This is a genomic window from Salmonella sp. HY31 (assembly GCF_042604575.1).
Lineage (GTDB): Bacteria > Pseudomonadota > Gammaproteobacteria > Enterobacterales > Enterobacteriaceae > Salmonella > Salmonella diarizonae.
This window is the reverse complement of sequence record NZ_CP170479.1, coordinates 657,224-682,904: the sequence shown is the minus strand read 5'-3', so window position 1 is coordinate 682,904 and position 25,681 is coordinate 657,224. Positions and strand designations below refer to the sequence as shown.

Genomic DNA, 25,681 nt, shown 5'->3' with positions numbered 1-25,681 from the left:
TTTCAAATATCATCTTTTCAAATCAATTTATATCGGAATAGCTCATGACTGAAGCACAAAGACATCAAATACTGCTGGATATGCTGGCACAGTTTGGCTTTGTTACCGTCGAAAACGTGATTGAGCGTCTGGGGATCTCCCCGGCGACAGCGCGCCGTGACATCAACAAGCTCGACGAAAGCGGTAAACTTAAAAAAGTACGCAACGGCGCGGAAGCCATCACCCAACAGCGGCCCCGCTGGACGCCAATGAATCTGCACCAGGCGCAAAACCATGATGAAAAAGTACGCATCGCGAAAGCGGCGTCACAACTGGTGAATCCGGGTGAAAGCGTAGTGATTAACTGCGGTTCTACCGCCTTCCTGCTGGGGCGCGAAATGTGCGGGAAGCCGGTACAGATCATTACTAACTATCTGCCGCTGGCGAATTATTTGATCGATCAAGAGCATGAAAGCGTGATTATCATGGGCGGTCAGTACAACAAAAGCCAGTCGATTACCCTGAGCCCGCAGGGAAGTGAAAACAGTCTCTATGCTGGCCACTGGATGTTTACCATCGGAAAGGGCTTAACCGCAGATGGCCTGTACAAAACCGATATGCTGACCGCCATGGCGGAACAAAAAATGCTCAGCGTCGTCGGGAAACTGGTCGCTCTGGTCGATAGCAGTAAAATTGGGGAGCGCGCGGGGATGTTATTCAGCCGCGCCGATCAAATCGATATGCTGATTACCGGCAAAAATGCCAATCCGGAGGTTTTGCAACAGCTTGAAGCCCAGGGCGTAAGCATACTGCGCGTTTAAAGATGCTGTCGGAAAAACGCTACCGTCGCCGACAACGCTTCTGGCGTAATGCGATGCCGCACGCCTGCGGCCCACAAACAGGTCACATGCTTATCCAGCTTCGCTCCGGCGAGTGCCTGCTGGAGCCGGAAAGTTTCAATAGCAGGCACCACGTCATCCTCCTGACCATGCCACAACAGAAGCGGCCTGTCGGCCAGTCGTTCCAGTTGGTGTGTGACTTCCCATTCCTGCAGCGGCGCAATGATATTGTCAAATTCCGCCTGTTGTGCCGGGTTCTGCGGGGACAACGGCGGGAAAAGCGTCCGGGCGAGCTCGGTAAAATAGCCCGACCCCATTAAACTGGCCCCGCATTTTACCTCATGGTGACGCGTCATAATGCCCAGCGCCGTCATACCACCCATGGATGCGCCGCCTACCGCCAGACGCTCGTCAAGCAGCCAGTTTTCCGCCAGAATCGCCGCACGTAACGTCGTAAATTCCTGCATGTTTTGTTGCAGAATTTGCCAGAATCGCTGTATCCGTCCCTGTGAGTCGCCGCCGAAGCGAGCGCCATGTTCCGGCGCATCCGGCATGACCACCCGGAATCCGGCCTGCGCCAGGGCAACGGCAAAATAACTATAAACCAGGCTGGAGGAGGTGAAACCATGATAGAACACCACACAGGGAAGCGGCGCGTCGCGTTTCCCTTCCGGGAAGGCATGCAGTACGGCGCGCCCGTCTAATTGTCGTGTTTCAATCGCTATCATTATTCTCTCCTTTTTATCCGGTATGCCACGGAGAAATACTTAACGCAAGTTTATGGATAGCGCAATGATTCATAATGTTGAGAACTGGGTTACGCTTTCGCAACATTTTCATTCGAAAATCGCGTGACAGGTAACACTTCGGGAACATTCCCCCTAAAGGGAAATCAATAAGGCATTACACTATGGTTATCAGGAAACGAGATAGAGTTATGCGTCGGTTTGCTTCATTAATAGCAGCACTGTTATTAAGCGCGTGTAGCGTGCTGCAAGGTACGCCGCAACCTGCGCCGCCTGTCGCCGATCACCCGCAGGAAATCCGTCGCGATCAAACGCAAGGACTACAGCGGATGGGGACCGTAAGCGCGCTGGTTCGGGGTTCCCCGGATGATGCAATAGATGAAATCAGAGCGAAAGCCGCCGCTGCGAAAGCCGATTATTACGTTATCTTAATGGTTGATGAAACGGTTGTAACCGGACAGTGGTATTCACAAGCCATTTTGTATCGTCAATAACAGTAGATTGATTTTTAGTCAGTTTTACATTGCCTTGCGCCCCTATGCGTTTACCTGTGCACAATAAACAAACAGGTTTACCGTGATGGAGCGTCCTGTTAAATGCGGGGTATGTAATAAGGAGCTGACGATGAAACAAGAACTTGCCTTATCCTCACTGCTGCTTTCTGCCGGACTGGTGAGTACGACGGCACAGTCTGCCGAATTCGCCAGTGCTGACTGCGTAACGGGTCTGAATGAAATCGGCCTGATATCGGTCAGTAATGTTGCAGGAAACCCACAGGATGTAGAGCGGATTATCGCCCTGAAAGCCGATGAACAGGGCGCATCCTGGTACAGGATTATTCAAATGTATGAAGAACAACAGCCGGATAACTGGCGCGTACAGGCGATACTCTACGCCTGATTCCGCGTGGATAGCGACGCCAGCATCTTATCTGGCCTACACATTGACGCCCCCGAAGGCCCGGTAAGCGACAGCGCCACCGGGCAATTTTCCGGAGGGCGGCTAGGTCTTATCCGGCCTGAAGGATGGGCATGTACTGCAGGCCAGACACCAGGTATCATCAGGCACACCGTGTCCCATCCGGACCAGGTCGAAACCAGAAAAACGCTACCGCAATCCCCCCGTCGCCCTTAACAATAAATCATTTTGTACCTGTGCAGACAGCGGCATTTCGCCACGTGTATCCAGCATCATCTGACACCACGCCTGCGCCAGTGGCGGCGATGCATGACGAAGCATTTCCGCTCCGCATCCCAGCAAGAAAAGCGGCTGCGTAATCTCTCTGCCCATTGCTTCGTCCGGTTTGCGTAAACGTTGCTGTAGCTGACGTACCGCGCGGTCGTAATGGCGATCCTGACCTTTGACTTCTGCAAAAACTTCACCCAATACGTCATAGACACCGTGTTGTTTTGTCAGCACCCGAAGTACATCCAGACACATGATATTGCCGGAACCTTCCCAGATACTGTTCACCGGCATTTCACGGTACAGGCGCGGGAGTTCGCTCTCTTCGCAATACCCCATCCCGCCGAGAACCTCCATCGCCTCAGCCACAAAAGGGATTCCCTGCTTACAGATGGCGAATTTCGCCGCTGGCGTAAATAATCGCGCCCATAATGCCTCTTTCGCCTCGCGACGTTGCTCCCAGGCGCGCGCCAGCCGAAACAAAAGTGCCGTCTGCCCCTCCAGGCATAGCGCCATACGACTTAAGGTTTGTCGCATCAACGGTTGCTCGATCAGCGGCTTACCAAAAGCCTGACGCTGATGAGCATGGTAAATCGCGACTGAAAACGCGCGCCGCATTAAGCCATGACTCCCAAGCGCACAGTCAAAACGCGTCATACCGCCCATCTTTAAGATATGCCGAATCCCTTCGCCCTCTTCTCCCAGCAGCCAGCCGACGGCATCATGAAACTCAACTTCGGCGCTGGCATTCGATCGATTACCGAGTTTATCTTTCAGGCGTTCAAGACGAACAGAGTTCCGTTGCCCGTCAGGCAGGAAACGCGGCACAAAGAAACAGGATAGACCTCCTTTTGCCTGCGCCAGCACCAGGTGTGCATCGCTTTGCGGCACAGAGAAAAACCATTTATGCCCCACCAACCGATATGAACCATCCGCCAGCCGATCCGCGCGGGTCGTATTACTGAGCACGTCAGATCCGCCCTGCTTTTCCGTCATCCCCATACCGATGAGTAGACCCCGTTTTTGCCCGCCCGGTAATAAATGCGAATCGTAGCGATCGCTGCGCAGCGGCGCCAGCCAGTCATGGAAAGTGGCGGGAAGCATTTGCAATAGCAACGGTGTCGCGGCAAAAGTCATCGTGACAGGACAGAGTGTTCCCGCTTCTACCTGAGCATGTAATACAAAACGCGCGGCTCGGGCGACAAAGCTCCCCGCCCTGGCATCCTCCTCCCAGGCCAGATTATGTACCCGATTAGCGCAAAGTCCCTGCATCAACAGATGCCAGGCGGGATGAAAGCGAACGTCATCCAGACGTTGTCCCTGTGGATCGTAACGCAGCAACTCAGGAGGATACGCGTTCGCCAGACGACCCAGTTCCAGTGATTCCGCCGTTCCCAGTTGTTGACCAATGCTGGCGAGAAGGTCGCTGTCCCATCCCGCGCCTTCCCGGGAAACCGCTTCACACAGCGCGCCATCAGACAGGAATAAGTTACTGTTATTGAGCGGAGCAGGTTGATTAAAAACGGTATGTGTTTGCCAGGACATGGTGTCTCCCTCCTTCAATGGCGGTGAAGTCAAGTATGGTCATGACCGCGCCATTGACGCCGGAGGAAGATCACAAAAGTATGATTAATCGGCAATATAATGTGGAACGAAACGGGAAGTATCTTTGGTAATCAGCATATTATCCTCGCGAATCCCCATCCCGGAGGCTTCATCGTCAATGATCCAACTGCCAATCAGCGTATCGCTATCGCCAACGCGCGGCAAAGGCTGAAACGCCTGGTAAATCATCGGCTCATCGGCGTAGCCACTGTCGGCATAATCGATAACATTTTTCCGGTCATCGAAAATCGTGGCATTACCGCCTTCCCGCGAATAAATCGGCTTCCGTACACTGCTTTCGCCAGGCGCTGCGAGCGATTTTTCGCCCTCAAACCAGGCCGGCAGCAGATTCGGATGGTCAGGGAAGAAGCGCCACAATAGCGGCAGCATCAGGCATTTTGGCGTGTAGCGATTTCGTTTCCGCTCAAAAGGATTAACCGGTTCGGCTTTCCGTCTTATTGCCGAATAGCCTACGCCGGATGTGCTTCTGGATTTTCGTTTTCTTGCCATGATCTTCCGTTACCATGTCATACAGGCAGAGTTAAAAATACCGCCAGCCAGCGCCGTTCTTGCCAGTTGAGGGTTATCGGTCCCATTTCCGCTGGCGCAATGGCTGAACGCCAGTATCGTTCCTCGTTAATACCGAAATTTTCCTCGTACACAAAGAGTTTGATGTCATCAATGTCGTCAACATCCGTGCCGCCAGTCGTGTTAATTTGCAGAAACTCATCGCCAGAGGTGTAGTAGCGAAAAATCTGACTGCCGCCTGTATTATTCCTGTAAGTAGTCTTGTGTTATTTCAACGATATCCAACGCATTCTCTATAAGCGTGGTGATCTCCAGCGTCACGTCGTCAAGCGAAGAATTTAACGACAACGCACCAAAAGTGACATAATATTCTTCCTGTTTCACCCGAGTAATACCGACCGAAGACAGTGGTAAAACCTTCTGATTTCTAAGTAAGAAAACGTTAAACTCCGCGGTATCTCTAATAGTATTTGCCGGACATATATAAGTCTCGATAATTATTTGTTGCGAGGTAAATAAAACCGTCAGTGGTAAATCGCCATAATCATTCATTTTTATTATTAATGAATGATTTATTATATTCTATATCTAAATCGGCGATGTTGTTTAACGCATCCGCCAGCGTCCGTGGAGTCCATACCATATTCCTATCTCTTTATAACTAAAAGAAACTACAGGGTATGTTTTGCTTTTTATATTACCAGCCAAAGATTAAAAAAAACCATCCGATTATGGATGGTTTTTTCTGAAAAAATAATATCAGCATCAGGTTCGCTGGCGAACGGCTTCAAACAGACAAATCCCGGTCGCAACAGAGACATTCAGCGACGACACGCTACCGGCCATGGGAATGCTGATCAGCTCATCGCAGTGCTCACGGGTCAGACGACGCATACCTTCACCTTCTGCGCCCATGACCAGCGCCATGCGGCCAGGCATTTTGCTCTGATACAGCGTATGGTCAGCCTCGCCCGCCGTCCCGACAATCCAGATATTTTCTTCCTGCAACATGCGCATCGTGCGCGCCAGGTTGGTGACGCGGATCAACGGCACGCTTTCCGCTGCGCCGCAGGCGACTTTCTTCGCCGTCGCGTTGAGTTGCGCGGAGCGGTCTTTCGGCACAATTACCGCATGTACGCCTGCGGCATCGGCGCTGCGCAGACAGGCGCCAAGATTATGCGGATCGGTGACGCCATCAAGGATCAACAAAAAGGGGCGATCGTGTAATGCGATCAGATCCGGTAGATCGTTTTCCTGATATTGCCGGCCTGGTTTCACACGGGCGATAATGCCCTGGTGTACCGCGCCTTCACTTTTCTCATCCAGAAACTGGCGGTTTGCCAGCTGAATAACAACGCCCTGCGCTTCTAAAGCATGGATCAACGGCAACAGGCGTTTGTCTTCACGCCCTTTTAGGATAAAGACATCCTGAAAACGTTCAGGAGCACGCTCCAACAGGGCCTGCACCGCGTGGATGCCGTAAATCATTTCACTCATTGATGGTTCTCATTCATGACGTTTGCCGGGGGCGCTACGCTTACCCGGCTTATAAGGGGAAATTTACTCCGCGGATTGCTTTTTCGCGGCGCGTTTTGCTTTGGTAGCCGCGGCGATTTTGAGCGTTTTTGCCGACGGCTTTTTCGCTTTTTTATCGCCTTTTTTCTCCGCTTTCGGCTTTGCCTTACCTTTTTTCTCGCCGCGGAAGGCGCTATCAGGCTCGAAGTTAACTTTTTTACCTACCTGACGACGCTTACCGGCGTTTTTACTTTCGCCTTTTTTCGCTTTTTCACGCGCCGTTTTGCCGACATTACGCGGCGCGCGCTCGCTGGAGATGAGGCTAAAGTCGATTTTACGCTCGTCCATATTCACCGCTTCGACACGTACCTCGACCCGGTCGCCAAGGCGATACGTCTGTCCGCCAGACTCGCCAATCAGACGTTGCCCTACCTGATCGAAGCGATAGTAATCGTTATCCAGTGAGGAAACGTGTACCAGCCCATCGATAAACAGTTCGTCAAGGCGGACAAAGAAGCCGAAACCGGTGACGCTGGCAATCACGCCCTTAAAGACGTTGCCTACCTGATCCAGCATAAAGTCACATTTCAGCCAGTCGGAGACATCACGCGTCGCTTCATCAGCGCGGCGTTCCGCCATCGAACAGTGCTGACCGAGCTGCAACATCTCTTCCATCGAGTAGTGATAGCCACCCGTTTCTGTGGTGTTGCCCTTGTTCCCTTGCTCTTTCGCCAGCAGGTACTTAATGGCGCGGTGCAAAGAAAGATCCGGATAGCGGCGAATCGGCGAGGTAAAGTGCGCATAAGACTGCAATGCCAGGCCAAAGTGCCCGCGGTTTTCCGGATCGTAAATCGCCTGCTTCATTGAACGCAGCAGCATAGTTTGCAGCATTTCGGCGTCCGGCCTGTCGGCAATGGATTCAAGCAGTTCGGCATAATCGCGCGGTTCCGGTTTATTTCCGCCCGGAAGCTCCAGTCCCAGCTCCGCCAGTACAGAGCGGAATGAGGTAATCGCTTCGGTAGTGGGCTTATCATGAATACGGAATAGCGCCGGCTCTTTAGCTTTTTCGACAAAGCGCGCCGCCGAGATATTCGCCATGATCATGCACTCTTCGATAAGCTTATGCGCGTCATTACGCTGGGTCTGTTCGATACGCTCAATGCGACGCTCGGCGTTAAAGATAAACTTCGCCTCTTCGCTCTCAAATGAGATCCCCCCGCGCTCCTCACGCGCTTTATCCAGCACGTTGTAGAGGTTGTGCAGCTCTTCAATATGCTTCACCAACGGCGCATATTGTTCACGCAGATCCTGGTCGCCCTGCAACATATGCCAGACTTTGGTATAGGTCAGACGCGCATGGGAGCTCATCACCGCTTCATAGAATTTGTAGCCGGTCAGCCGCCCCTTCGCCGAGATGGTCATTTCACAGACCATACACAGCCTGTCAACCTGCGGGTTCAGCGAGCACAGGCCGTTGGAGAGCACCTCCGGCAGCATTGGGACAACCTGTGATGGGAAGTAAACCGACGTGCCGCGATTGCGCGCCTCGCGATCCAGCGGCGTTGGCGGCCGTACATAATAGCTCACGTCAGCAATCGCGACCCACAAACGCCAGCCACCGCCGCGTTTTTTCTCACAGTAAACCGCGTCGTCGAAGTCACGGGCATCTTCGCCATCAATAGTGACCAGCGGTAAATCGCGCAGATCGACACGGCCTGCTTTCGCCTCTTCCGGCACCTCTTCTTTCAGCCCGGCGACCTGCTGCTCTACCGCCTGCGGCCAGATGTAGGGAATTTCATGGGTACGCAGCGCCATATCAACCGCCATACCAGTGCCCATATTGTCGCCCAGCACTTCGACGATTTTCCCTACCGCTTTGGTACGCCGGGTTGGACGTTGGGTCAGTTCAACCACTACCACGAACCCCATCCGCGCGCCCATGACGTCTTCTGGCGGGATAAGAATGTCGAAGCTCAGACGGCTGTCGTCAGGCACCACAAAACCCACGCCCGCATCAGTAAAATAACGCCCGACTATCTGGCTGGTTTTCGGTACCAGAACACGGACGATACGCGCTTCGCGGCGACCTTTACGATCGGCGCCAAGCGGCTGCGCCAGCACCTGATCGCCATGAATACAGGTTTTCATCTGCTCGCTGGAAAGATACAGATCATCTTTGCGGCCTTCGACACGTAAGAAACCGTAACCGTCACGATGACCGATCACGGTGCCTTTCACCAAGTCGAGGCGTTCCGGCAGCGCATAGCACTGGCGACGGGTAAAGACCAGTTGTCCGTCGCGCTCCATCGCGCGCAGGCGGCGACGCAAGGCTTCAAGCTGCTCTTCGCCTTCAATATTCAGTTCTACGGCCAGTTCTTCGCGACTGGCCGGTTTTTCACGTTTCGTTAAATGTTCGAGGATAAATTCCCGGCTCGGGATAGGATTCGCGTATTTTTCTGCTTCGCGTTCCTGGAAAGGATCATGTGACATTGAGGTTCCTCCATTGTCATCTCTAATGAAGTTTACTTCACTCCACCAGTAATAATTTATAAAGCGGTTGATTCTCTTCAACCAAATCGGCAAGCGTGTAGTTATCCAGCTCCTTGAGAAAACTCTGCACGGCCTTAGAAAGCGCCTGTTTCAGACGACAGGCAGGGGTGATGTGGCAAAATTCGCTGCTACAGTTGACCAGTGATAAGGGTTCCAGCTCACGCACCACATCGCCAATACAAATAGTATTAGCCGGTTTACCCAGGCGGATACCGCCATTTTTTCCCCGAACGGCGGTGACAAAGCCCGCCCGGCTAAGCTGATTGATAATTTTGACCATATGATTACGGGACACGCCGTAGACTTCTGTCACCTCAGAAATGCTGGTCATTCGTCCATCTGGTAACGACGCCATATAGATTAGCGCACGTAAGCCGTAATCGGTGAAACTCGTTAACTGCACATCAACCTCTGGGAAAAACGGATAGGGATGCCTCTATGATTCAGGATATCAATGTTGCGCCAACACACCCAACACAGACACCAGCTCAATAAAGAGCATTATCGTTGATGATAAACCAGCCAGCGCTCAGGCCGCTAATTTATTTAAACGCAAGAGCAAAAAAGCGCGAATCTCAAGGCGAGCCGACTGATTTATCCCATAAACACGCAAGCTTTAAACACTCGGCGCCTTTGTATAAACATTCGTCGTAAATATGATAATCCACATGTTCAGCAACGCTGACCGAGCCAGGGTTATTTTTGGCAATCAGACAGACCGTTTTTGCTGGCGAGAATGTCTGCACAAACCACTGATGCGCGGCAACAGCCGCTTCCTTTGCAATTCCCCGCCCCTGCGCCGGGCGTGAAATAACCCAGGAAGCCTCAGCGCAACGCGCAAAGTTATCATCAAGGCCGCGATGAAAGTTAGCCAGCCCCGTTTCCCCAAGGAAAGCGCCGTCAGATTTCTGGAAAATGGCAAAGATGCCGTAACCGAATGCCGCCCAATGACCCACATTCCTTAATAGGCGATTCCATCCCTCTTCTGGTGTGAATCCAGGCGCATTATCCAGACGAAATATCTCAGGATCGGCATACATAGGATACCATATTGCAAAATCAGCGATGGTTTGTGGGCGTAGAATTAATCTCTCAGTGGTAATGGTCAACATGCTTTCCCTCTCTGGCGCCTTGATGCCAACGTTTATCCTACCACGTAACCGGACATAGCTATACCCAACGAACTTCGCGTTGCTGGCGTCTAAAAACAGGGAAATGTCGCGGGCTTACGCGCGGCGCTAACGGCGGGAAGGATAACATAGGGCGTGGATAACCACGCCCTCAGGAAGATTACGCGTCGAATGGGTCGCGCAGAATCATCGTTTCAGTACGATCCGGGCCGGTTGAAATAATATCAATCGGTACGCCGGTCAGTTCTTCGATACGCTTGATATAGTTCAGCGCCGCCTGCGGCAGGCCGCTACGATCTTTCACGCCGAAGGTGGATTCAGACCAGCCCGGCATGGTTTCGTAAATCGGCTCGATGCCTTTCCAGTCGTCCGCCGCCAGCGGAGTAGTGGTCACTTCGCGACCGTCCGGCATACGATAAGCCACGCAGAGTTTCACCTCTTTCAGGCCATCCAGAACGTCCAGTTTGGTCAGGCAGAAGCCAGACAGGGAGTTCAACTGTACCGCACGACGAACGGCAACGGTGTCCAGCCAGCCGGTACGACGACGTCGACCGGTAGTGGCGCCGTATTCGTTACCCTGCTTGCAGAGGAACTCGCCGGTTTCATCAAACAGCTCAGTCGGGAACGGACCTGCACCTACACGAGTGGAGTAAGCTTTGAGGATACCCAGAACGTAATCAACATAACGCGGGCCCAGGCCGGAACCGGTCGCCACGCCACCTGCAGTGGTGTTAGAAGAAGTTACGTACGGATAAGTACCGTGGTCGATATCCAGCAGGGTACCCTGCGCACCTTCAAACATGACGAAATCGCCACGCTGACGCGCCTGGTCGAGCAGGTCCGAAACGTCAACAACCATAGAAGTCAGGATGTCGGCAACAGCCATCGTATCATCCAGAACTTTCTGGTAATCAACCGCTTCAACTTTGTAGTAGTTAACCAACTGGAAGTTGTGATATTCCATCACTTCTTTCAGTTTTTCAGCGAAGGTTTCTTTGTCGAAAAGGTCACCAACACGCAGACCGCGACGTGCCACTTTATCTTCATAAGCAGGCCCGATTCCACGACCGGTGGTGCCGATCGCTTTCGCGCCACGCGCTTTCTCACGCGCGTTATCCAGCGCAACGTGATAATCAAGGATCAGCGGACAGGCTTCAGACAGCAGCAGACGCTCACGAACGGGGATGCCACGGTCTTCCAGTTCTTTCATCTCTTTCATCAGCGCGCTCGGAGACAGCACGACGCCGTTACCGATGATGCTGGTAACATTCTCACGAAGAATACCTGATGGAATAAGATGGAGGACGGTTTTTTCACCGTTGATTACGAGAGTATGGCCTGCGTTGTGACCGCCCTGATAGCGTACAACATATTTAGCCCGTTCAGTCAGAAGATCGACGATCTTTCCTTTACCTTCGTCACCCCATTGGGTGCCCAGTACGACGACGTTGTTACCCATTTTTCAAAATCACCGTTTGCTTAAAAATGGATTCTACCATCGCTTTTTCAGATATACAGCACTTTTTGCACTCAATCTGCGGCAAATCCGACCACTTTTTGCTCAGCCAATCGTTTTCCTCAACATGTAGTAGACCACAACTCCCGCAACCACAAGTCCGCCGCCAAAACGACGTAAAACATTTTCCGGCAGTTGCGCCAGTGCCGAAACCATTTTTTTCCATGCGCCGGGATATAGCATCGGTCCCAGCCCTTCGAGGACTAATACCAGAGCAAGCGCCAGCCAGATTGTTGAATTCATTTATCGCCCTTATAAAAGAAAACCACCGGCATCCTTTGGATGCGGTGGTTTTGCTGGTCTAAAACCGCTGACGCTATTTTAGCGTGTCGTCGAACTCGGTGTCTTCATGTAGCGGAAGAAATCGCTGTCCGGGCTCAGCACCATGACGTCCTGATTACCTTCGAAGCTATTCTCGTAAGCGCGCAGACTACGAATGAACGCGTAGAAGTCAGGGTCCTGGCTGAATGCGTCGGCAAACAGCTTCGCGGCTTCGGCATCGCCTTCACCACGCATGATACGCCCCTGACGCTCAGCTTCCGCCAGAGTTTTCGTCACTTCGTAGTCAGCCGCCGCACGCAGTTTTTCCGCTTCTTCCTGACCTTGTGAACGGTGACGACGCGCTACCGCTTCACGCTCGGCGCGCATACGGTTGTAAATCGCCTCAGAAACCTCGGTCGGCAGGTTGATCTGCTTAATACGCACATCGACCACTTCGATACCCAATGCCGCCATACTGTTCGGATTGATGACTGGTACCTTACCTTTGGTTTCCGCCGTGACGCGTTCCGCCGCTTCGGCAATGGCGTCATCCGCCGCCGGGGTCGCCACTTCATCGTCAGTACCGGCTGAACCGGAGTTCAGCGCGTCGCGCACTTCCAGAGTCAGACGACCACGAGAATCAGTCACGATGTCTTTTACGTCCAGGCGACCAATCTCAGAACGCAAGCGGTCCGAGAATTTACGTTTTAACAGCACTTCGGCTTGCGAAATATCGCCACCGCCGGTCGCCAGATAGTAACGGCTAAAGTCGCTGATACGCCATTTGATGTAGGAGTCGACAATCAGGTCTTTCTTCTCTTTGGTAACAAAGCGATCGGCCTGGTTATCCATCGTCTGGATACGCGCATCAAGCATTTTCACTGATTCAATAAACGGGATCTTAAAGTGCAGACCCGGCGCGTAAACCAGCGGTTTGTTCTCATCGTCACGCAGAACTTTACCAAAACGCAGCGTAATGCCGCGCTCGCCCTCTTTGACCACAAAGACGGACATGTAGAGCACTACCAGCACGATGATGATAATCGCAATAACTGACTTACGCATCGTTATTCCCCCTGACGCTGGTAGTCGTTACGCTGCGCATTCGCGCGGCGTTGGTCCATAATATCGCCCTGATTTGAGGACGACGTGTTGCTTGCTCCGCTGGCGTTAGACTTTGTGGACGGCGGCAGGCGCAGCAGGTTGCTGGCGCTATTGTCGCTCTTTGCCGCCGGCGCATTCCCGCCTTTTAGCATCTGATCTAACGGCAGCACCATTAAATTACCGCTCTTGTCGTTAACCAGTACTTTACGGGTATGGCTCAGCACTTTTTCCATCGTTTCAATATACAGACGCTCGCGCGTAATCTGTGGCGCGGCTTTATATTCCGGCAAAATCTTCGCAAACCGGGCAACTTCACCCTGCGCTTCCAGGATAGTCTGGGTTTTATACGCGCGTGCTTCTTCAAGAATACGCTGCGCCTGACCGTTGGCGCGCGGCTGAACTTCGTTGGTATACGCTTCCGCTTCACGAATGTACTGCTGCTCGTTTTCACGTGCGGCAATCGCGTCGTCAAAGGCGGCTTTCACCTCTTCCGGCGGCCGCGCAGCCTGGAAGTTCACGTCCAGCAGGGTAATCCCCATGTTGTACGGCTTGATGGTTTCTTCCAGTTCGCGTTGGGTATCGCTACGAATAACGGTACGACCTTCGGTCAGGATGCGATCCATCGTGTATTTACCAATGACGCCGCGCAGCGCGCTGTCGGTGGCCTGACGCAGGCTATCGTCCGGGTTGGTCACGCTAAACAGATATTTCTGCGGATCGGTGACGCGGTATTGCACGTTCATTTCAACACGCACGACGTTTTCATCAGACGTCAGCATCACGCCTGACGCCGCCAGTTCGCGCACCGCTTCGACGTTCACCGGCGTGACGTCGTCAATAAATGTCGGCTTCCAGTTCAGGCCTGGCTCTACCAGATGGCTGAATTTACCAAAACGCGTCACAACGCCGCGCTCGGCTTCTTTAATGGTATAGAAGCCGCTGGCTGCCCAGATAATGACTATTGCCGCCGCGGCAATGGCGACGATACGACCGCCCAGTTGCGGACGCGGGCCTTGCGATGAGCTACCGCCGCCGGAACCGGTGCCTTTACCGCCCCCAAAACCACCGAGTTTTTTACTCAGCTTACGGAAGATATCATCCAGATCGGGAGGTCCCTGATCGCGGCCACCTTTGTTTCCATTTCCCCCAGAGTTGCTGCCAGGTTTGCTGCTTCCCCACGGGTCGCGGTCCTGTCCGTTATTACCGGGCTGATTCCACGCCATGTTTGTGCTCCATATTTGTTATGCGGTGATCCCCGTTGTCTTTCGACTCCAGAGGATAAGGCGAAATTACTCCATGCTTCAGACGAGCCGCCGTTACAGGCGTCATCTCTCAGGCCGCTCCTTGAGTGGCTGCTACTTTCACCCCAGTCACTTTACAGTTGTAAACTCCTGAGATTCTCTCAGCTACCGCTTCAATGCGACCTGAATGACTCCGCTCTAGATCACGTATTCGATCAACGCCGGTTCTTGTTTACAGAGGCGACGCCAGTCGACAATCGGCATTCGTACCTGCAGACTGACGCTACCGTCTTCCTCCATCCACTCTTTTTCTATTGCCTGAAGCTGATAAAACCGGCTTCTCAGACGCCCTTCCTGCGGCGGCAAACGCAGCGTGTGCTGCGCCACCTCGCCGGAAAGACGCTCCGTCAAAGCCTGAAAAAGCTGTGGTATTCCCACGCCGGTTTGCGCTGAAAGCCAAACACGGATGGGTTTATTCTCTTCATCTCTGTCGATACGCGGTTCAAAGTCGTCCAGCATATCGATTTTGTTCATCACCATTAAGGTGGGGATTTCGTGAGCGTCAATCTCTTCAAGAACGGTATTTACCGCCTCGATGTTTTCCTGCACACGAACATCCGCCGCATCGACCACATGCAGCAGCAGCGTCGCCTGACGCGTCTCCTGCAGGGTAGCTTTAAAGGCAGCCACCAGATCGTGCGGTAAATGGCGGATAAAACCTACCGTATCCGCCAGCACGGTTTCACCGACATCCGCCACATCAATACGACGTAACGTGGGGTCCAGCGTCGCGAATAGCTGATCTGCCGCGTAGACCCGCGCTTCAGTGATCTGATTAAAAAGGGTGGATTTTCCGGCGTTGGTATAGCCCACCAGCGATACCGTCGGAACGTCGGCCTTGATACGCGACTGTCGCCCCTGCTCACGTTGCTTCTCAACTTTCTCCAGGCGCGACTGAATCTGCACAATGCGATTACGCAGTAAACGACGGTCGGTTTCGAGCTGGGTTTCACCCGGACCGCGCAAACCAATCCCGCCTTTCTGACGTTCAAGGTGGGTCCAGCCACGCACCAGACGCGTAGCCAGATGGCGCAACTGCGCCAGCTCAACCTGCAGCTTACCTTCATGGGTTCGCGCACGTTGGGCAAAAATATCTAAGATAAGACCGGTGCGATCGATAACCCGGCACTCGCACAAACGTTCCAGGTTTCGCTCCTGGGCTGGACTCAATGCATGATCAAACAATACGACCGCTGCGCCAGTCGCTTTCACGGCTTCCGCAATTTCAACTGCCTTACCTTCACCTACAAAGTACTTCGGGTGCGGTGCTTTACGGCTACCGGTAATCACCTGCATTGCTTCGACACCGGCGGAAGAGACCAGAGATTCAAACTCCTGGAGGTCTTCCATATCTTTGTCTTGCGAAAAATAGATGTGTACCAGTACCGCCTGCTCACCGGCATCATAACGGTCAAACAAGCGTAAACCCTCTTAATAACCAGCGGGGGCGATTATCCGACGCCCCCGACATGGATAAACAGCGCGTGAACTTATTCAGTCTCTTCGCTGTCCTGTTGCGCAGTAGAACCCTGCGCGTTGCTACCGTGATGGTAGTTATTGCTGGTGCCGCCACCGGCATTGTTGCTGTGATGGGAAACCGGGCGAGACGGGACAACAGTAGAAATCGCGTGCTTATAAACCATCTGGCTGACCGTGTTTTTCAACAGGATCACGAACTGATCAAAGGACTCGATTTGACCTTGCAGCTTAATACCATTCACCAAATAAATAGAAACTGGAACACGTTCCCGACGCAATGCGTTCAGGAACGGATCTTGTAAAGATTGCCCCTTAGCCATTCTCTTTTCCTTATATACTTATTTGTACTTTGAACCTTTCGATTCTGAAAAATTGCGCACGATACGTCTCAATTGTACACATTCAGTCTGCGATAGCACCAACAACCTGTAATACTTCTTTTCGCGCTCGATCGGGATTTTCACTGTCAAGCCAGCGCACCCCTTCCCAACCGCGCAACCAGGTCATCTGGCGCTTCGCCAACTGTCTCGTGGCGCAAACACCTCTATAAACCATTTCATCATATGAAATTTCGCCCTCAATGTATGACCACATCTGGCGGTATCCCACACAACGGATGGAAGGCAAGTCCGTATGCAAATCTCCTCGGGCAAAAAGCGCCCGGACTTCTGCTTCAAAACCTGAAGCCAACATCTGATGAAAACGCTGCTCAATGCGCTGATGGAGCAGTTCACGGCTCGCCGGGGCGATAGCGAACTGATGCACCTGGTACGGTAGCGCGTCTCCTGACGTTTGCGTTAGCTCCGTTAAAGTTTTACCCGAAATGAAAAAAACTTCCAGTGCCCGGGAAAGTCTTTGCGGATCATTTGGATGAATTCGCGCGGCGGCAACCGGATCTATCTCCTGAAGTTGCTGGTGCAACGCTTCCCATCCAAGCTCCGAAGCTTGCTGCTCTATCCGGGATCTGACTTCCGGATCTGCTGAAGGCAACGGCGATAACCCTTCAAGCAATGCCTTAAAATACAGCATGGTACCGCCTACTAACAGCGGGATACGCCCCGCGGAGGTGATCTCCGCCATTTGCGCTAACGCATCACGGCGAAAATCCGCTGCCGAATACGCCTGCGACGGGTCGCGTATATCCAGCAGTCGATGCGGCGCCGCTTTCAGCTCATCGGCATTCGGCTTAGCCGTACCAATATCCATTCCCCGATAAATGAGGGCGGAGTCAACGCTTATCAACTCTACTGGCAAAACTTTACGCAGTTCTATCGCCAGTGCCGTTTTGCCGGAGGCCGTCGGCCCCATCAAAAATATCGCCTTAGGCAGGCTCGCCTTACTTACATCATTCATGCTTCAGGGCGTTCATCGCCGAATGTAAATCAACAGGTTGTAACAGACCACCCGGCGGCGCTTTTACCAGTTGCGGACATAGCCGCTCAACATCCGCCAGCAGCGATATGGCCTGCGCCATCGACCACTGCGGATGTTCGCTCTGCACATTACGCGCTATCCACTGTGCAATATTGACCGTTGCAAATGTAGTTTGTTGCGCCAGGTAGCCTATCAGTTCAGGAATCAAGATTTGTAAATTTTGTTGTCGTAAGGGTAAAGGCACTGCACGAATGGTCACATGCTGCGCATCTGACTGAAATTCAATGCCCAATTCCCCCAGCAAAGGTTGGGCTTTTTGCAGCGCGGCTTTTTCATCGGCGCTCACTTTTAAACGCAGCGGAATCAGCAGCGGCTGCGCGCAAACCGGATTTTGACCCGGCGTAAGCTGCGCCTGACGCAGCCAACGCTCCGCAACCGACAGCGACAAGAGCTGGATATTCCCCACATGTTCCAGTAACGCGCAGTCACCGCCGACTATCGTCAGTACGCGGCCAAAACTCTGGCTATGTCCGTCAAGCGCAGGCGCAACCGGTTCCGGCGTTGGGCTCGTCGCAGGCGTCTGTAAAAGCGCGCGATAAACCTCGCCCTGCTGCTTCTGATAGCCCGGCTGCGCGTGAGGCCAGCCGCCAACGGACTGACGCCCGCCGCTACCGCCCGATGCGCCGCCAGAATAACGCGGTGTAGCCGGCTCGCGCGCCGCAGCCGACACGGCGGGTTCAGCAAAATGGTTACGTCCGGCGGCGATACGGTTTTCCGGGACATGCCGCGGCGCTGGCGCAATGTCCTCCAGCGGCAGCGTCGTTTCCGTCTGCTGTTGCAGAACGCTCAGCACCCCTTGATAGATGAAGTCGTGCACCAGTCGGGATTGATGAAAGCGCACTTCGTGCTTGGCGGGATGAACATTGACATCCACCTGATGCGGGTCAATCTCCAGATACAGCACAAACGCAGGCTGTTGGTCCGCGCCCAATTTGTCTTCACAGGCCTGGCGAATAGCATGGTTGATCAAACGATCGCGCATCATGCGGCCATTCACATAGCAGTACTGGATCTCCGTTAACGCCGTGGTGCTATGATTCGGATCGGCGACCCAGCCGCGCAGAGTCAGATCGCCATGCTGCCACTCGATCGCCAATGCCTGTTCGAGAAACGGCGTGCCGCAGATGGCGCCTAACCGGCGCTCTTTTTGCCCATCCTTTGTAACAGCGCGATACTGCCGTACCAATTTGCCGTTGTGCGACAGGTTAAGAGTGACGTCAAAACGGGCCAATGCAATACGACGGATGATCTCATCGATATGATTAAATTCCGTTTTTTCGGTACGCATGAATTTGCGCCGGGCGGGCGTATTATAAAAGAGATCCAGAACTTCCAGGGTGGTGCCGACCGGGTGCGCGGCGGGTTTTACCGTCACGTCCATGTCGCGCCCTTCCGCATACGCCTGCCAGGCTTCCGCCTGCTCCGCCGTGCGCGACGTTAGCGTCAGACGCGAGACCGAACTGATACTCGCCAACGCTTCGCCGCGAAATCCCAGACTCATAATCGCTTCCAGATCGTCAAGCGAGGCGATTTTACTGGTGGCATGTCGGGCCAGCGCCAGCGCCAGCTCCTCTTTTTTAATGCCGCAGCCATTGTCACGAATACGAATAAGCTTCGCGCCGCCACGCTCGATGTCGATATCAACGCGGGTGGCGCCGGCATCCAGACTATTCTCTACCAGCTCTTTAACAACCGACGCAGGGCGTTCCACCACTTCGCCAGCGGCGATTTGGTTCGCAAGCTGCGGCGGCAGAACCTGAATCGGCATGAAATCTCCTTAATTCGCGGCGGTTATGCCGCCAGGCTGGTTGGTACTGGCCGTCTGGCCTGGGCCGCCCTGCGGCGCAGACTGGATCGGATGCGCTGCAAAGTACTTACGCAACCCTTTGTATATAGCGTCAGCAATCTGCTGCTGATAGCGATCGCTCGCCAGCAATCGCTCTTCGCCGTGATTACTGATAAAGCCTGTCTCCACCAAAATGGACGGGATATCCGGCGAACGCAGCACGCCGAGGCTCGCGTGTTCCGGGCGACGTTTATGCAGTGACCCCACGCCGTCCAGTTGGCTTAGCACGTTCGTCGCCACATCATACCCTACCCGCTGCGAATGACCGAATTGCAAATCCAGTACCGCCTGGCTCAGGTAAGGGTCTGACTGACTGTTCGCCAGCACATCGCCAGCGCCGCCTAACAGTTCGGACTGCTTCTCATGCTGCTCAAGCCAGTTTGCCATTTCGCTGTTCGCGCGACGATTGGACAATACCCAAACGGAGGCGCCAGTGGCGTCGCGATTTGGCGCGGCATCCGCATGAATAGAGACAAGGAAGTTGGCGTTTTGCTTACGCGCCACGTCAGACCGCCCCATCACCGAAATAAAATAGTCGCCGTCACGCGTCAGCACGCCTTTAAACATCGGATCGTTATTCAGTAATGTGCGTAACTTACGCGCGATGGCGATGGTGACATTTTTCTCACGCGTACCACCCGGGCCTATCGCGCCGGGGTCCTGGCCTCCATGTCCGGCATCAATAGCAATCACCACTTTATCGCCAGCGCCTGCCGGCGCGCGCGCCGTAGGTCGCGTAACGGTCTTGCTGCTGGTTACGCCGGTTAGGCGATCATCAGGAGATTTAAACGGATTACGGGCAGGCTCCGTCGGACGGGGCGCGCTTTCAACCCGTTTCGCGACGACAGGCGGTGGTGGCGGCGGCGGAACATCGGCATTAATGGTGAAAATGACCGTATAGTTGCCGCCGTTTTGCCGCTTCACCGCCTCGGTTTTACCATTTTCCGTCAGATCGACAAGCAGCCGTAAAGATTGCGCATCTTTCGGCGTTCCGGCACGGATCGTTTTCACCAGATTGTTACCGCTAAACTGAAGCGGCAGCCCCTGAATCACGCCGGTCTGCCTGATATCCAGCGCCACGGTACGTTTACCGTCCTGTGAGTAAGCATATTCCGGCTCGCCGATAAAACTGAGCGTAATGCGCGCCTGCTGCTCGCCGTTGGAAACCTGAATATCAGAGAGACTGGCGGCGCCCGCCTGCGCGCACAGCAGGATTAAGGCTGCTATTACGGCATTTTTGATGCGATAAATCATCCCGCCACCTTTATAGCTAATCGGCTAAACGCGCCAGTAACGAATGACCCGCTGAGGATACTGCGCTTACGCGCGCCTCACGCCCCTGCGTCTGATAATCAATATGGATTTCGACGTCCGGGTCGGGGAGAACGCCTTTACCTTGTTGCGGCCACTCCACCAGGCAAATGGCGTCGTTGGCGAAATAATCGCGAATGCCCATAAACTCCAGCTCCTCCGGGTCCGCAAGACGGTATAAGTCGAAGTGATATACCATCATGTTATCAAGCGCATAAGGTTCTACCAGTGTATAGGTGGGACTTTTTACATTACCGTTATGGCCTAACGCCTGTAAAAACCCCCGGCTAAACGTCGTTTTACCGGCACCTAAATCGCCATACAGATAAATAACGGTCGCGCCATCGCAGGCGTTGGCTACCCGTTGCCCCAGGTCTAGCGTCGCCTGTTCGTCAGGTAGCGGAATTACTCGATTCATCATGGTTTACGTCAATCACATCAGGGTTAACAATACGCCGCAGCGTAGTAAAAAGATCGGTCGCCAACATGCCGCGAGCGCCATAACGCGCTGCCAGTAAGTCCGCCGCCGCGCCGTGAGCCACACATCCCACACATGCCGCATCATACGGGGTAAACTTCTGTCCAAGCAATGCGCCGATGATGCCAGACAGGACATCGCCCATCCCGCCGCTCGCCATCCCCGCATTACCAGCGTCAACGATAGCCAAAGGGTGGTGTGCAGAGGCGATAATCGTTCCTGCGCCTTTTAACACAACCACGCCTCCGTAACGTTTTACCAGACGCTGTGCTGAAAGTAAGCGATCACTTTCAATTTCTGCCACAGAACATCCTAACAGGCGGGCAGCCTCTCCCGGATGCGGCGTAATCACGCGATTGTGACGTTTATCAGGATTGATTGCCAGTAGGTTCAACGCATCCGCATCCCACAGCATAGGTTTACGGACGTTTTCTACTTTCTGTAAGGCTTTTTTGCCCCATTCCTGCTGCCCAAGCCCCGGGCCGATAACCACAACGTCAGCCCAGGTCAGGCTCTCTTCCAGCGACTGAGGCGTCAGTTCATGTACCATCAGTTCCGGGCGGGCCGTCAGCAACGGCGCGATGTTTTCACCGCGGGTCAGTACCCTGACCAACCCCGCTCCCGCACGCAGCGCCGCCTCGCCAGCCATCCGAATCGCGCCCGCAGTTCCCAGGTCACCGCCGATAATGGCCAGGCGACCATGATCGCCCTTATGGGAGGTCGGTCGACGCGGCGTTAGCCATTGCCCCAACTGCGTCGCGTCAAAGCGCCGGAGCGGCGGCGTCTGGCTCGCCAGCCAGCCTTCCAGTCCCAACGCGTCATAATGCAGTATGCCAGTAACATCACGCGCTTTGCCGGTCAGCAGCCCAGGTTTCAGCGCGATAAACGTGACCGTATGCGCGGCACTTATCACCGCGCCGGGCGTGGTGCCCGTTTGCGCCAGCAGACCTGACGGGATATCGACGGCGACAACTGGCGCAGGATGGGCGTTCGCCTGTTCAATCAGACTGGCTACCGGGGCGCGCGGCGCCTGGGCTATGCCAGTGCCAAGCAGCGCGTCGATAATCAGATCTGTCACTTCCGGCCAGATAATATCGGCAGCATGAATAATTCCCCCGGCATTCAGCCAGGCATCGCGCGCCTGTGCTGCTTCTTCAGGCAACGGTTTGTCGCTCTCCTGCGCCAGCAACGTCACGCTAATGCCCGCCGCTTGCGCCAGTCGCGCCACGACGTAACCATCGCCGCCGTTGTTACCATGACCACACAGCACCAGCCAGTGTCGGGCGTCAGGGTACATGTCACGAGCTATCCGAAACGCTGCGTCGCCAGCGCGCAGCATCAATTCATAGAGTGTGAGCCCGAAGGCATCCGCCGCATCGCGTTCCAGCCGTTTGATGTCATCGGCGGGCCAAATGGAGTGTGGTATACTTACAGGGTTTTTCTTCATGTTATGGTCCATCATGTCAAAGCCCCTCGATCTCAATCAGTTAGCGCAAAATATTAAGCAGTGGGGGCTGGAGCTGGGCTTTCAGCAGGTCGGTATTACCGACACCGATCTGCGCGCATCCGAACCTGTGCTGCAGGCGTGGCTGGACAAACAATACCACGGCGAGATGGCATGGATGGCGCGCCACGGTATGATGCGCGCCCGGCCTCATGAACTCTTACCTGGAACGCTACGTGTCATCAGCGTGCGCATGAACTATCTGCCCGCCAACGCCGCGTTTGCCAGTACGTTGAAGAATCCCACGCTGGGCTACGTTAGCCGATATGCGCTGGGGCGTGATTATCACAAGCTATTACGCAACCGCCTTAAAAAACTGGGCGAGCAGATCCAGCAGCACTGCGGTTCGCTGAATTTTAGACCGTTTGTCGACTCTGCGCCTATTCTTGAACGCCCATTAGCGGAAAAAGCCGGACTTGGCTGGACGGGTAAGCACTCACTTATTCTTAATCGGGAGGCGGGGTCATTCTTTTTCCTGGGGGAATTGCTGATTGATTTACCGCTGCCGGTCGACCAACCGATTGAGGAAGGTTGCGGCAAATGCGTCTCCTGTATGACCATTTGCCCGACCGGGGCGATTGTCGAACCCTATACGGTGGACGCGCGGCGCTGTATTTCTTATCTCACCATTGAGCTGGAAGGCGCTATTCCAGGAGCATTTCGCCCACTAATAGGCAACCGTATTTACGGCTGCGATGACTGCCAGCTTATCTGTCCGTGGAATCGTTATTCTCAGTTGACCGACGAAGCAGATTTTAGCCCACGCAAGGCGCTGCATGCTCCGGAGTTGCTTGAGTTGTTTAGCTGGAGCGAAGCGCAATTTCTGAAAGTCACTGAAGGTTCTGCGATTCGGCGCATTGGTCATTTACGCTGGCTGCGCAATGTTGCCGTCGCGCTGGGGAATGCGCCGTGGAGTAATGCCGTCATTGCGGCGCTGGAAAGCCGCAAGGGTGAGCATCCACTCCTTGATGAGCATATCGAATGGGCGGTTGCGCAACAAATTGAAAAGCGGAACGCCTGCATCATTGAAGTGCAGCTACCGAAAAAACAACGTCTGGTCAGGGTGATTGAGAAAGGGCTGGTGCGCGATGCCTGAATTATTCACAGGCTGTGTATAAAAATAAAAACACATTGCGATTCAAGAGGGAGAAAAGGAACAGTCCATAACGCTAACATTTTGAAATCTTATTTTTTGCATAAATTTCAATGCGTTGTATAAATTCCACTGGTTAGGTATGATTTTTGGCATTCCAGGAGTAATGGACCATCCTGTGGATAAGTCTGTTTACAAGGATCTGACGAAAGCGGAACAAAACGTTCCCCAACGCGATTTTCGTTGTGGATAATTTTACTGTAGATAAGAATTGGAGCGGGAAACGAGACTCGAACTCGCGACCCCGACCTTGGCAAGGTCGTGCTCTACCAACTGAGCTATTCCCGCTTGGGTGCGTTTGTGCTTAACAAGCACTATCAAATTTGGAGCGGGAAACGAGACTCGAACTCGCGACCCCGACCTTGGCAAGGTCGTGCTCTACCAACTGAGCTATTCCCGCAAATTTGTTGCTGTCGTAATTCGCATTTCTGCGTCGTTACGGGAGGCGCATTATACGAGAAATCCATTTAGCTGCAAGCCCCTGAGCGCATTTTTTCGCGTTTTTTGTTTGAGTGCTGATTAAATCACCAAACAAGATAAAAAACGAGCAAAGCGTGCGTCATTCGACAAAAAACTTTTCACGCCACGCCTAAAGGCACAGAATCAGAATAGCACCCTGCGCCAAAAAAAGAATAGCAAGGTGTATGCGCCTCATCATTTACGCGGTATCGCAGCAGCAAAAAACGATCAGGAACATAGATAGCGATGTGACTGGCGTATCTTAAGCCAGCCGCCAGAAAACCGCTTAAAGAACGAAGCGCATCGGAACCACCACAACATCCAATCGATATCAAGGATCAAGATGAAAAAAAAGCTTATTGTCATGCTGTTAGCCAGCCTCTCCGTTCACGCTGCTTCCGTTTCCGCCAGAACATTACATTTTGGCACCTCCGCAACCTATGCGCCCTATGAGTTTGTCGATGCCGATAATAAAATTGTTGGTTTCGATATTGATGTCGCCAACGCAGTCTGCAAAGAGATGCAAGCGGAGTGCTCATTCACTAACCAGAGCTTTGATAGCCTGATCCCCGGTCTACGCTTCAAGAAATTTGATGCGGTGATCGCTGGTATGGACATGACGCCCAAACGTGAACAGCAGGTCTCCTTTAGCCAACCCTATTACGAAGGTTTGTCGGCGGTAGTCGTCACGCGTAAAGGGGCTTATCACACTTTTGCCGATCTGAAAGGCAAAAAAGTCGGACTGGAAAACGGTACAACGCATCAGCGCTATTTGCAGGATAAACAACAAGCAATCACGCCAGTCGCCTATGACAGCTATCTGAACGCCTTTACCGATCTGAAAAATAACCGCCTTGAGGGCGTGTTTGGCGATGTCGCCGCGATTGGCAAATGGCTAAAAAACAATCCAGATTACGCCATCATGGATGAACGCGCCAGCGATCCTGACTACTACGGAAAAGGGTTAGGCATTGCGGTACGCAAAGGCAATGACCCGCTATTGCAAGAGATTAATGCCGCACTCGACAAGGTGAAAGCGTCGCCGGAATATGCGCAGATGCAAGAGAAATGGTTTACGCAGTAATTCAGCGGCGGGAGAGCTGCCGGATAAAACGCTCTGGCGTCGTCATCCGGCATGTCGCGCCTCATAGCTTAATGAAATGCTCGCGGTAGTAAGCCAGTTCCGCTACCGACTCGCGAATATCATCCATCGCCTGGTGCGTGCCCTGCTTGGTAAAGCCAGCCAGAATCTCCGGCTTCCAGCGGCGCGCCAGTTCCTTGAGTGTACTGACATCCAGATAGCGATAGTGGAAGTAAGCCTCCAGTTCCGGCATATATTTAAACAGGAAACGACGATCCTGACCAATGCTATTACCGCAAATCGGCGACTTACCCGCAGGCACCCACGTTTTCAAGAATTCAATCGTCGCCAGTTCAGCGTCTCGTTCGCCCATCGTACTTGCCTTAACGCGATCCACCAGGCCGCTGCCGGTATGGGTGCGCACGTTCCAGTCATCCATTAACGCCAGTTGCGCATCGGGTTGATGTACCGCAATCGTCGGCCCTTCCGCCAGAATATTCAGACTGGCATCCGTCACCAGCGTGGCTATCTCAATAATGCGATCGCGCTCGGGGTCCAGACCTGTCATCTCCAGATCGATCCAAATCAGGTTGTTTTCATCGGCACTCATGCTATTTTCCACCCTTCAGAGGTCACATTCACTGTGACTATATTCATCTACAATTGCGTGTATCATA

Annotated in this window: 23 protein-coding genes, 2 tRNA genes and 4 pseudogenes; 5 read left to right on the top strand and 24 right to left on the bottom strand. The window is 53.5% G+C overall.

All coding sequences use genetic code 11. From position 1 onward, the window contains the following. The first annotated feature begins 44 nt into the window (after nucleotides 1–44). Nucleotides 45–800, top strand: a complete 756-nt coding sequence (ulaR, locus tag ACE15A_RS03160; protein ID WP_053507684.1) for an HTH-type transcriptional regulator UlaR — start codon at nucleotides 45–47, stop codon at nucleotides 798–800. On the opposite strand, the gene yjfP is transcribed toward ulaR, so the two are convergent. After that, the gene (yjfP, locus tag ACE15A_RS03155; RefSeq protein WP_053507685.1) at nucleotides 797–1,546 is read right to left on the bottom strand and encodes an esterase; all 750 of its coding nucleotides are present in this window, start codon (nucleotides 1,544–1,546) and stop codon (nucleotides 797–799) included. The two genes, ulaR and yjfP, sit on opposite strands and share 4 nt — an antisense overlap. Before the next feature lie 182 nt (nucleotides 1,547–1,728). Between yjfP and bsmA the strand changes: the two genes are divergently transcribed. Next, nucleotides 1,729–2,058, top strand: coding sequence for a biofilm peroxide resistance protein BsmA (gene bsmA, locus ACE15A_RS03150; protein WP_000236760.1), 330 nt, complete (start codon nucleotides 1,729–1,731; stop codon nucleotides 2,056–2,058). Between the two features lie 130 nt (nucleotides 2,059–2,188). Beyond that, nucleotides 2,189–2,464, top strand: a complete 276-nt coding sequence (yjfN, locus tag ACE15A_RS03145) for a DUF1471 family protease activator YjfN (RefSeq protein ID WP_001664967.1) — start codon at nucleotides 2,189–2,191, stop codon at nucleotides 2,462–2,464. A 207-nt stretch (nucleotides 2,465–2,671) separates the two neighbouring features. Here yjfN and ACE15A_RS03140 read toward each other — a convergent pair whose 3' ends face one another. From ACE15A_RS03140 to nnr, 20 genes and pseudogenes are all read right to left on the bottom strand, one after another. Beyond that, nucleotides 2,672–4,294, bottom strand: coding sequence for an isovaleryl-CoA dehydrogenase (locus tag ACE15A_RS03140; RefSeq protein ID WP_053507686.1), 1,623 nt, complete (start codon nucleotides 4,292–4,294; stop codon nucleotides 2,672–2,674). An 84-nt stretch (nucleotides 4,295–4,378) separates the two neighbouring features. After that, nucleotides 4,379–4,744, bottom strand: a pseudogene (locus ACE15A_RS03135) (glutathionylspermidine synthase family protein); the annotation flags it as partial. Then, a pseudogene (locus tag ACE15A_RS03130) lies at nucleotides 4,730–4,864 on the bottom strand (hypothetical protein); the annotation flags it as partial. The pseudogenes ACE15A_RS03135 and ACE15A_RS03130, both read right to left, overlap by 15 nt. Before the next feature lie 35 nt (nucleotides 4,865–4,899). Continuing rightward, nucleotides 4,900–5,121: pseudogene (locus tag ACE15A_RS03125) on the bottom strand (DUF2491 family protein); the annotation flags it as partial. Between the two features lie 4 nt (nucleotides 5,122–5,125). Beyond that, a pseudogene (locus ACE15A_RS03120) lies at nucleotides 5,126–5,525 on the bottom strand (YjfI family protein). A 122-nt stretch (nucleotides 5,526–5,647) separates the two neighbouring features. Further along, entirely contained in the window at nucleotides 5,648–6,379 is a 732-nt protein-coding gene (rlmB, locus tag ACE15A_RS03115) for a 23S rRNA (guanosine(2251)-2'-O)-methyltransferase RlmB (RefSeq protein WP_001293263.1), read from the bottom strand. 63 nt (nucleotides 6,380–6,442) lie between these two features. After that, a complete protein-coding gene (gene rnr, locus ACE15A_RS03110) occupies nucleotides 6,443–8,887 on the bottom strand; it encodes a ribonuclease R (RefSeq protein WP_053507688.1) in 2,445 nt (814 codons plus the stop codon). A gap of 37 nt (nucleotides 8,888–8,924) precedes the next feature. After that, nucleotides 8,925–9,350: a nitric oxide-sensing transcriptional repressor NsrR gene (gene nsrR / locus ACE15A_RS03105; protein WP_001177632.1), complete on the bottom strand. Its 426-nt coding sequence runs from the start codon at nucleotides 9,348–9,350 to the stop codon at nucleotides 8,925–8,927. Between the two features lie 172 nt (nucleotides 9,351–9,522). Next, nucleotides 9,523–10,059, bottom strand: a complete 537-nt coding sequence (locus ACE15A_RS03100) for a GNAT family N-acetyltransferase (RefSeq protein ID WP_024149716.1) — start codon at nucleotides 10,057–10,059, stop codon at nucleotides 9,523–9,525. 178 nt (nucleotides 10,060–10,237) lie between these two features. Then, nucleotides 10,238–11,536, bottom strand: a complete 1,299-nt coding sequence (gene purA, locus ACE15A_RS03095) for an adenylosuccinate synthase (RefSeq protein WP_023248676.1) — start codon at nucleotides 11,534–11,536, stop codon at nucleotides 10,238–10,240. A gap of 102 nt (nucleotides 11,537–11,638) precedes the next feature. Continuing rightward, nucleotides 11,639–11,836 carry a DUF2065 family protein gene (locus ACE15A_RS03090; protein ID WP_001089290.1) on the bottom strand — a complete coding sequence of 66 codons (198 nt, stop codon included), beginning with the start codon at nucleotides 11,834–11,836 and terminating at the stop codon, nucleotides 11,639–11,641. Between the two features lie 78 nt (nucleotides 11,837–11,914). After that, nucleotides 11,915–12,919: a protease modulator HflC gene (gene hflC / locus ACE15A_RS03085; protein WP_001232419.1), complete on the bottom strand. Its 1,005-nt coding sequence runs from the start codon at nucleotides 12,917–12,919 to the stop codon at nucleotides 11,915–11,917. Nucleotides 12,920–12,921: 2 nt separating this feature from the next. Further along, complete coding sequence (hflK, locus tag ACE15A_RS03080) at nucleotides 12,922–14,181, bottom strand: FtsH protease activity modulator HflK (RefSeq protein WP_000312502.1); 1,260 nt, start codon at nucleotides 14,179–14,181, stop codon at nucleotides 12,922–12,924. Nucleotides 14,182–14,397: 216 nt separating this feature from the next. After that, nucleotides 14,398–15,678 carry a ribosome rescue GTPase HflX gene (gene hflX, locus ACE15A_RS03075; RefSeq protein WP_000460339.1) on the bottom strand — a complete coding sequence of 427 codons (1,281 nt, stop codon included), beginning with the start codon at nucleotides 15,676–15,678 and terminating at the stop codon, nucleotides 14,398–14,400. A 71-nt stretch (nucleotides 15,679–15,749) separates the two neighbouring features. Further along, entirely contained in the window at nucleotides 15,750–16,058 is a 309-nt protein-coding gene (gene hfq, locus ACE15A_RS03070; protein WP_001051879.1) for an RNA chaperone Hfq, read from the bottom strand. Between the two features lie 82 nt (nucleotides 16,059–16,140). Beyond that, on the bottom strand, nucleotides 16,141–17,091 hold the full coding sequence (gene miaA / locus ACE15A_RS03065; RefSeq protein WP_053507689.1) for a tRNA (adenosine(37)-N6)-dimethylallyltransferase MiaA: 951 nt from the start codon (nucleotides 17,089–17,091) through the stop codon (nucleotides 16,141–16,143). Beyond that, complete coding sequence (gene mutL, locus ACE15A_RS03060; RefSeq protein ID WP_053507690.1) at nucleotides 17,084–18,940, bottom strand: DNA mismatch repair endonuclease MutL; 1,857 nt, start codon at nucleotides 18,938–18,940, stop codon at nucleotides 17,084–17,086. The genes miaA and mutL overlap by 8 nt, the downstream gene beginning before the upstream one ends. A 9-nt stretch (nucleotides 18,941–18,949) precedes the next feature. Continuing rightward, nucleotides 18,950–20,272, bottom strand: coding sequence for an N-acetylmuramoyl-L-alanine amidase AmiB (gene amiB / locus ACE15A_RS03055; RefSeq protein WP_053507691.1), 1,323 nt, complete (start codon nucleotides 20,270–20,272; stop codon nucleotides 18,950–18,952). A gap of 16 nt (nucleotides 20,273–20,288) precedes the next feature. After that, nucleotides 20,289–20,750: a tRNA (adenosine(37)-N6)-threonylcarbamoyltransferase complex ATPase subunit type 1 TsaE gene (tsaE, locus tag ACE15A_RS03050; RefSeq protein ID WP_023248680.1), complete on the bottom strand. Its 462-nt coding sequence runs from the start codon at nucleotides 20,748–20,750 to the stop codon at nucleotides 20,289–20,291. Next, nucleotides 20,722–22,269 (bottom strand): bifunctional ADP-dependent NAD(P)H-hydrate dehydratase/NAD(P)H-hydrate epimerase, encoded by a 1,548-nt coding sequence (gene nnr / locus ACE15A_RS03045; protein ID WP_064055799.1) that lies wholly within the window; start codon nucleotides 22,267–22,269, stop codon nucleotides 20,722–20,724. Before nnr ends, tsaE begins: the two co-directional genes overlap by 29 nt. Between nnr and queG the strand changes: the two genes are divergently transcribed. Next, nucleotides 22,268–23,407: a tRNA epoxyqueuosine(34) reductase QueG gene (queG, locus tag ACE15A_RS03040; RefSeq protein WP_164984565.1), complete on the top strand. Its 1,140-nt coding sequence runs from the start codon at nucleotides 22,268–22,270 to the stop codon at nucleotides 23,405–23,407. The genes nnr and queG overlap by 2 nt on opposite strands. A 269-nt stretch (nucleotides 23,408–23,676) precedes the next feature. Here the strand turns inward: queG and ACE15A_RS03035 are convergent. After that, nucleotides 23,677–23,752 (bottom strand) — tRNA-Gly (locus tag ACE15A_RS03035). A gap of 36 nt (nucleotides 23,753–23,788) precedes the next feature. Continuing rightward, nucleotides 23,789–23,864: transfer RNA gene (locus ACE15A_RS03030), tRNA-Gly, on the bottom strand. A gap of 402 nt (nucleotides 23,865–24,266) precedes the next feature. On the opposite strand from ACE15A_RS03030, the gene ACE15A_RS03025 reads away from it, so the two are divergent. Then, on the top strand, nucleotides 24,267–25,007 hold the full coding sequence (locus tag ACE15A_RS03025; protein WP_023248790.1) for an arginine ABC transporter substrate-binding protein: 741 nt from the start codon (nucleotides 24,267–24,269) through the stop codon (nucleotides 25,005–25,007). 61 nt (nucleotides 25,008–25,068) lie between these two features. On the opposite strand, the gene orn is transcribed toward ACE15A_RS03025, so the two are convergent. After that, nucleotides 25,069–25,614, bottom strand: coding sequence for an oligoribonuclease (gene orn, locus ACE15A_RS03020; protein WP_053507694.1), 546 nt, complete (start codon nucleotides 25,612–25,614; stop codon nucleotides 25,069–25,071). Nucleotides 25,615–25,681 lie beyond the last annotated feature (67 nt).